This is a genomic window from Planktothrix sp. FACHB-1355, from assembly GCF_014748295.1.
In the GTDB taxonomy this organism is placed as follows: domain Bacteria; phylum Cyanobacteriota; class Cyanobacteriia; order Cyanobacteriales; family Aerosakkonemataceae; genus Aerosakkonema; species Aerosakkonema funiforme_A.
Genome location: NZ_JACJUP010000304.1, coordinates 1 through 6,214, shown reverse-complemented (window position 1 = coordinate 6,214; position 6,214 = coordinate 1). Strand labels below are relative to the sequence as shown.

At 44.4% G+C, this 6,214-nt stretch carries 5 protein-coding genes; 1 reads left to right on the top strand and 4 read right to left on the bottom strand.

The window, feature by feature from the left end:
• The 4 genes from H6S82_RS14445 to H6S82_RS14430 form a co-directional block, all read right to left on the bottom strand.
• The coding region (locus tag H6S82_RS14445; protein WP_191056348.1) for a serine/threonine-protein kinase at nt 1–757 on the bottom strand (757 nt) is incomplete at its 3' end.
• A gap of 423 nt (nt 758–1,180) precedes the next feature.
• Entirely contained in the window at nt 1,181–2,368 is a 1,188-nt protein-coding gene (locus tag H6S82_RS14440) for a HetZ-related protein (RefSeq protein WP_242056950.1), read from the bottom strand.
• Nucleotides 2,369–2,951: 583 nt separating this feature from the next.
• Nucleotides 2,952–3,614 (bottom strand): L-threonylcarbamoyladenylate synthase, encoded by a 663-nt coding sequence (locus H6S82_RS14435; protein WP_190464520.1) that lies wholly within the window; start codon nt 3,612–3,614, stop codon nt 2,952–2,954.
• A 64-nt stretch (nt 3,615–3,678) separates the two neighbouring features.
• Entirely contained in the window at nt 3,679–4,875 is a 1,197-nt protein-coding gene (locus tag H6S82_RS14430; protein ID WP_191056347.1) for an RNA-guided endonuclease TnpB family protein, read from the bottom strand.
• A 189-nt stretch (nt 4,876–5,064) separates the two neighbouring features.
• On the opposite strand from H6S82_RS14430, the gene larC reads away from it, so the two are divergent.
• Nucleotides 5,065–6,214, top strand: a 1,150-nt coding sequence (gene larC, locus H6S82_RS14425; protein ID WP_191056346.1) for a nickel pincer cofactor biosynthesis protein LarC, incomplete at its 3' end; no start/stop codon positions are given.

Here is a 6,214-nt window from a genome sequence, read left to right as displayed (position 1 = left end):
CAGCTTTGGATAATAATTTCATCACTATTTCTGAAACTGCTTCTGGAATTGCTTGGTTTACTTGATGAGGCGGTACTGGTTTTTTCGCAATATGACAATGCACCAATTGCATCGGATCGTTCGATTGAAATGGTAGCTTACCCGTTAATATTTCATAGAAGGTAACGCCCAATGAATAGAAATCGGTACGATAGTCAATTGACCGATTCATTCGCGCTGTTTGTTCTGGTGAGATATAAGCGATCGTTCCTTCTAGTAAATTGGGATTTTCGATCGTCGCCGTTTCTCTATAAAGGCGCGTGGCTATGCTAAAATCAATAATTTTGACAGACCATGTTTGACTGTCTATCAGAATATTTTGCGGTTTGATATCTTTATGAATTATCTTGTCTTTATGTAGGTCTGCCAAGATTGATGCCAGTTGAATGGCGATAGAAAGAAACGAAAGTAATGGGATTTTTTGAGATGTCATTAAATCTTTGAGCGATTTATCCCCAAAATCCTCTAATAGCAATGCCAACCCGTTTTTATAATTCTCCAAACTATATACTTTAATAATTCCTTCTATATGCAGAGATTCCAGAATTTTGTATTCATGACGCAAGCGGGTAATTTCTTCTAAAGTTGGATATTCTGCTTTCAGGGTTTTGACGATCGCACTTGTATTATCCCGCTCTCTATAAGCCCGATAAATTAAGGTTTTTACGCCTTCATGAATGGGTAAAGGTAGGATTTGATAATCGTTTAGGGTAAGCATTTTCTTCGCTCTCTCGATTTAAATACGTGAATTTACTAACAATTAGATTCGGTAATCTCACTGATAATGCGATCGGTGACAGCTCGGCAACTTAAAAATTGCAATGGAAAGTTAGAGCCATATACTGACAGTCAGCAGATGTCTCTAAACTCGTCTTACCCTGGTGGAAAGTAGCAGTTAATATGGAACTAAATTTACCCGTAGGCTGAGGCCAAGGTAGATAGGAGAATTAGCTGCTGTATTCAAGATTACATAAAATTAAAAAAATTAGTTTTTTTTAAACAAACCTCAACAAAAGAGTTAACAAAAACAAACAAATATGTAAAAAAAACTTAATCATAGCCGTGGGATAAGCCAAAGTACAGACGCGATCGCATCTGTACTAAACTAAAATCAACCGATTCCCTGGAAAACTTTGCATCGCTATTTTTGGGTAGAAGTGCTGCTGTTGCGAGCTTGCCAAGCGAGTTCCAAAAGCTGAGACCAACGCTTTTCCACTTGTTTGGCAGTCCATTTGAGGGCAGAGGCGATTTCGCGATCGCTAACTCCTTGACGTTTGAGTTCCAACAGTTGCTGCTGCTGTGGCGTGAGTTTTTGCCAAAACGCTTCCCACTGCCGAGTATTCATCCCCAGCTTTTGATCGAGATCCGCACCTAACCATTGATGTACTAATTGCCATTGATGCAGGCGGGCAAACTTTTCCACATGGTACTTAAAGCGCTGTTGCAGGTAGTCGCGCTGACGGGAAGACAGACCGAGAACTTCGTCGATTTCCTGTGCAGAGAGGTCTTGCAATTTTAAAGTCAGATAATCGACGCAATCTGATTGACCTTGAGATTCCAGATATTCTATCAATTCCGATATCAGCCGATCGCGCAACACCGCTTCCGCCGGATCGGTTGTTTCCGCCACCATAGAAGCACGCACCTGCTGCATCGCCGGGTCGCGTCGTACAGTTTCCGCCTCTTCACCTTTAGGAGATTCAGCAGCTGACTCCATATCCACCGCAGTCTCCGCCGGTTGGCGGCGAGAGAAAGTTTGGGCGCGGAGTATAATTAATTGTTGACTGGCACCGCCGCCCAAATTGATTCGCCGTCTGGCATATTGTTCCGTGAATGCGAGATATTCCGCTACTTCCAGCGAGTTGCGCGGCGTGTAATCCTCTGGAAGCTCCGTTTCTCTGCGGAAAGCTTTGAGCGACTCCATGAAAAAGCCTTGTAAAAAGTCTTCGACTAAGTGATAGCGAGCTTGGAAGCTTAACGGCTGACGCATCGGTGTAATGTAGCGGTAGACGATCGCACCCAAAGTGCTGTGCAGTTCGACGCGCCCTTGTTTGGAACCGAGATTGTAGTAGGACAGACACTTTTGCAACCGGTGTCGCGCCAAAGTTAGTTGCCAAGAGCGAATTTGACCGGATTTTTGGATGCGCGAACTTTGGCGACAAATTCTTTCCACCTCGTTAGCTAATCGATTTGCCACTGCTTTGACAGCAGCGCTGGATATTTTTACCCCCCTGTCTGACTGAATTTGAGCTTGCAATTCTTGAGAAATTTCGTTGGCGAGGGCAACGCTGTCCATTTCGGACTCTTGCTCTGAAGGGTGGATGTCCATAACAGTAGTTTTTGGTAGAGCTTCTAGAGTTGCGGTAGGGAAATTTCTATATGCGGTTTTCATAGTTAATTGGAGAGATGACACCATAAAGGACTGAGAGTCTTTGAGCGTTTGAGGAAAGTTGGCTGCAACTGGTGTTGCCTCAATCGCTTACATTTAGACTCTAAGCAGTCTGAATTTGCCGCAGTTATGGCGGTGTCCCTGTTCTTTCATTGGTCAAAAATCAGCTCTGGGAACCCTTGAAGCGAGTAGGTTCTCAGAGAGCGCATAGAACCAGCCTAATTCATTGTGCAGAGAGAGTTTTAGGCATTTACACTTCATACGATCGCACATCTGCCAGTTGCGATCGCGATCGTCTATCCAGTGGACAGTCAGCCAACTGGTAACGAGCGGTCATTTCTCATCAGTCATCCATCATTGGCACAAATAACTGAGGAGCGATCGAATTTCACGTTTACTTCACACTTAATACTTTTTCTTCAAAACTTCTTCAAAAATCACACCAAACTCGATTTAAAAACCTATATTCTCCCCAGTCGCCAGTCCCTAGTCCCTAGTCCCTAGCCCCTAGCCCCTATTCGCTTCAAACAACCCAAGCAGTAACTTCCTCCCATCCCAAGCCCTGCCGTACCACAACAGGTTCTTCCCCCGTCAAATCCAGAATCGTCGAACCCTCATATCCCGGTTCCTGTCCGTTATCCACGATTACATCGACCAGCTTTTCCAAATGGTCAAACAGTTCCACCCGCGAGAAAAAGCCATTGCTTTCCACCCCAGGCATCGGCGCATACTGTTCATCACTGAGTACGTGCGCCGAAGTAGAAATAATCGGATTGCCCAGTGCATTTAACAAAGCCAAACATACCCCATGATTCGGGACTCTAATCCCAGTAGTTTTGCGCTTGGGATTCATTACCAGCTGAGGCACTAACTTAGTTGTCGGTAATATAAATGTGTATGGCCCTGGAATCAAACTCTTCATAATTCTGTAGGAGGAGTCGTTCACCCACGCATAAGTAGAAACATTAGATAGAGAAGGACAGAGGAACGTTAGGGGTTTGTCATTCGATAGTTGTTTAATGCGCCTCACTCGTTCCACCGCCGACTTAACATACAGATCGCAGCCAATGGCGTACACGGTATCGGTGGGGTACAGCATCACTGCCCCATCCTTGAGGGCATCCTTAATTTGCTCTATACTGCGGGCTTGCGGAGTATCCGGATGAATTGTGTAAATCGTAGCCATAAATTTTTCGTTGGCTAATTTCTAACATTAGTTAACTTTGACAATCTCCCGTTATAGCTTTAGCTTAACGGGGAGATTCCTGTTTCATAGAAGAAAGCTTTTTAGCAGAATTGCTAACCAGACTTACATCTTCTCCACAAGCTTGAAATTCCGACTGCCCATCGGTATTTGTTGACAAAATCCTAATACCCTCTTCTCGCAAGTTTCTCGCAGCATTTTCATCCCTATCATGGTGGGTTTCGCATTTCGGACAAACCCATTCTCTATCATTTAGGGTAAGGGAATCATTCTTAAACTTGCAACAATTACAAAGCTTCGTACTAGGAAATAATCTATCAACCTCTACAAGTATCCCCCCAACTCTTTTCAATTTGGACGCTAAGAAATTTACCAGCATTCCAAATCCAGCATCTAAAACAGATTTCGCTAACTTGGTACGTGCGACGCCTTTTACACAAATGTCTTCTACTACAATGACTTGGTTTTCGTCAACTAATTTACGAGAGATTTTGTGGAGGAAATCTTGTCTTGTATTTGCTATTTTATGATGAACCTTGGCTACCCTCTTAACCTGCTTTTTCCGGTTGTTAGAGCCAAGTTTTTTCCGAAATAATGATTGTTGTCTTCGTCTCAGTCGTTTAGCGTATTTCCTAGTGGGTTTAATTGGATCGACTTTGTAAGTTGTCTCCCCATCAAACACTGTCACCAAGGAATTAAGACCTAAATCAATTCCCGAAATCTTACCCTCTTTAATTGTTGGAACATCTTCAACTTCCAACAAAATCGCGGCGAAATATTTATCTGTGCTATCTTTGGAGACGGTCACAGATTTAATTTCGCCCATTAGCTCTTTTGAGATTACCGCTTTAACAACTCCCAACTTGGGAAGTTGTACACCATGCTTTTTGATTGAGCAACCTGCTGGATATCTCAGGGATTGCTTCTTATGTTTACTTTTAAACTTTGGAAATCCAGCGCGATGCTCAAAGAAATTCTTGAATGCTGTTTCTAGGTTTTTAAGCGATTGCTGTAATGCAGAAGATGACGCTTCTTTTAACCACAAAAAATTCTCATGCTTCTTCAGTTGCGTCAAATCTTTGGCCATATCGCAATAGTTCAAACCTTTCCCTATTTCCTGATATTGAGTATTAGTCTTATTTAGGTAAAAGTTCCAAACGAATCGGCAACAGCCAAAGTTTTTCGCCAAGGCTATCTGCTGTTTTTTGTTTGGATACAATCTTACCTTTAAAGCTGTTAACATCGCTTTATCAATTCATAATTGCTAACAGTATAGCTTGGGGAAATACCTTTGTCAAACTATATGGATTCGCTGCGCTCAATTAATTTGGTTGGTCGCAATTCATCCCCCGTCATAACGCAGTTTGACGGGGGTCCTCTGGCGATATTGCGATAAAATTAGTGACGTGCGATGACCTATGACTGAGAACCAATGAACAAGCTAGCTTACCTCGAATGTCCTGCTGGCATTGCCGGTGATATGTGTCTGGGAGCGCTGGTCGATGTCGGTGTTCCCCTGGACTACATAAAAGAAAAGCTCCACCTTTTGGGTATTTCTCACGAGTACGAGTTACGAGCGGAACTCGTCCAGCGTAACGGTCAGCAAGCAACTAAAGTTCATGTAGATTTAACCGATGACCATCATCACCATCACAGTAACGGTCACAGTCATCACCGCCATCTGCCAGAAATAGAAGCTTTGATTTTGGCGGCTAAGTTGCCCGTGCGGGCGCAAGCTGCCAGTTTGGCAATTTTTCGCAAATTAGCAGAAGCAGAAGGCGCGGTTCACGGTATAGCGCCGGATAAGGTGCATTTTCACGAAGTTGGAGCGACCGATGCGATCGTCGATATTGTCGGTACTTGTCTGGGATTGGATTGGTTGGGAATCGACCAAATCTACTGTTCGGCAATGCCGACTGGGGGCGGTACGGTAACAGTGGCACACGGTCAGCTGCCAGTGCCCACACCAGCAGTGCTGAAGTTGTGGGAGTCTCGCCAAGTGCCAGTTTATAGCAATGGCATAGACAAGGAATTGTGTACGCCGACGGGTGTGGCGATCGCAGTCACTTTGGCCAGCAGTTTTGGCCCCGCACCGGAAATGATTCTCCACCGCGTCGGTCTCGGCGCTGGTTCCCGCCAGTTGCCCATTCCTAATATTTTACGCCTCTGGATTGGTGAAGAAATCCTAGCAGAAGGGCTCAGGGACAGAGGGGTAGAAGGTCGGGGAAGTATATCGCCTGAGTTGGAAACAATTTCGGTATTGGAAACGCAAATTGATGACCTCAGTCCGCAGGCGATCGCATATACTTTTGATGCCTTATTTGCATCTGGTGCCCTGGATGTTTTTAGCCAGCCGATTATTATGAAAAAATCCCGTCAGGGCGTATTGTTAACTGTTATCTGTCATCCCGAAAATCAACAAGCTTGCGAAGCAATTTTATTTCGAGAAACCACAACATTAGGTATCCGCCGTTCCACCCAAATGCGAGCAATTTTGCAGCGGGAAATTCAGCGAGTTATCACTCCTTACGGTGAGGTGCGCGTCAAGGTCGCTGGCAGTAGCGGTAGTATTACAAACGTGC

Coding starts and splice junctions, on each gene's coding strand:
- H6S82_RS14440 (WP_242056950.1), bottom strand. CDS start 2,368: ATGGACATCCACCCTTCAGAGCAAGAGTCCGAAATGGACAGCGTTGCC.
- H6S82_RS14435 (WP_190464520.1), bottom strand. CDS start 3,614: ATGGCTACGATTTACACAATTCATCCGGATACTCCGCAAGCCCGCAGT.
- H6S82_RS14430 (WP_191056347.1), bottom strand. CDS start 4,875: ATGTTAACAGCTTTAAAGGTAAGATTGTATCCAAACAAAAAACAGCAG.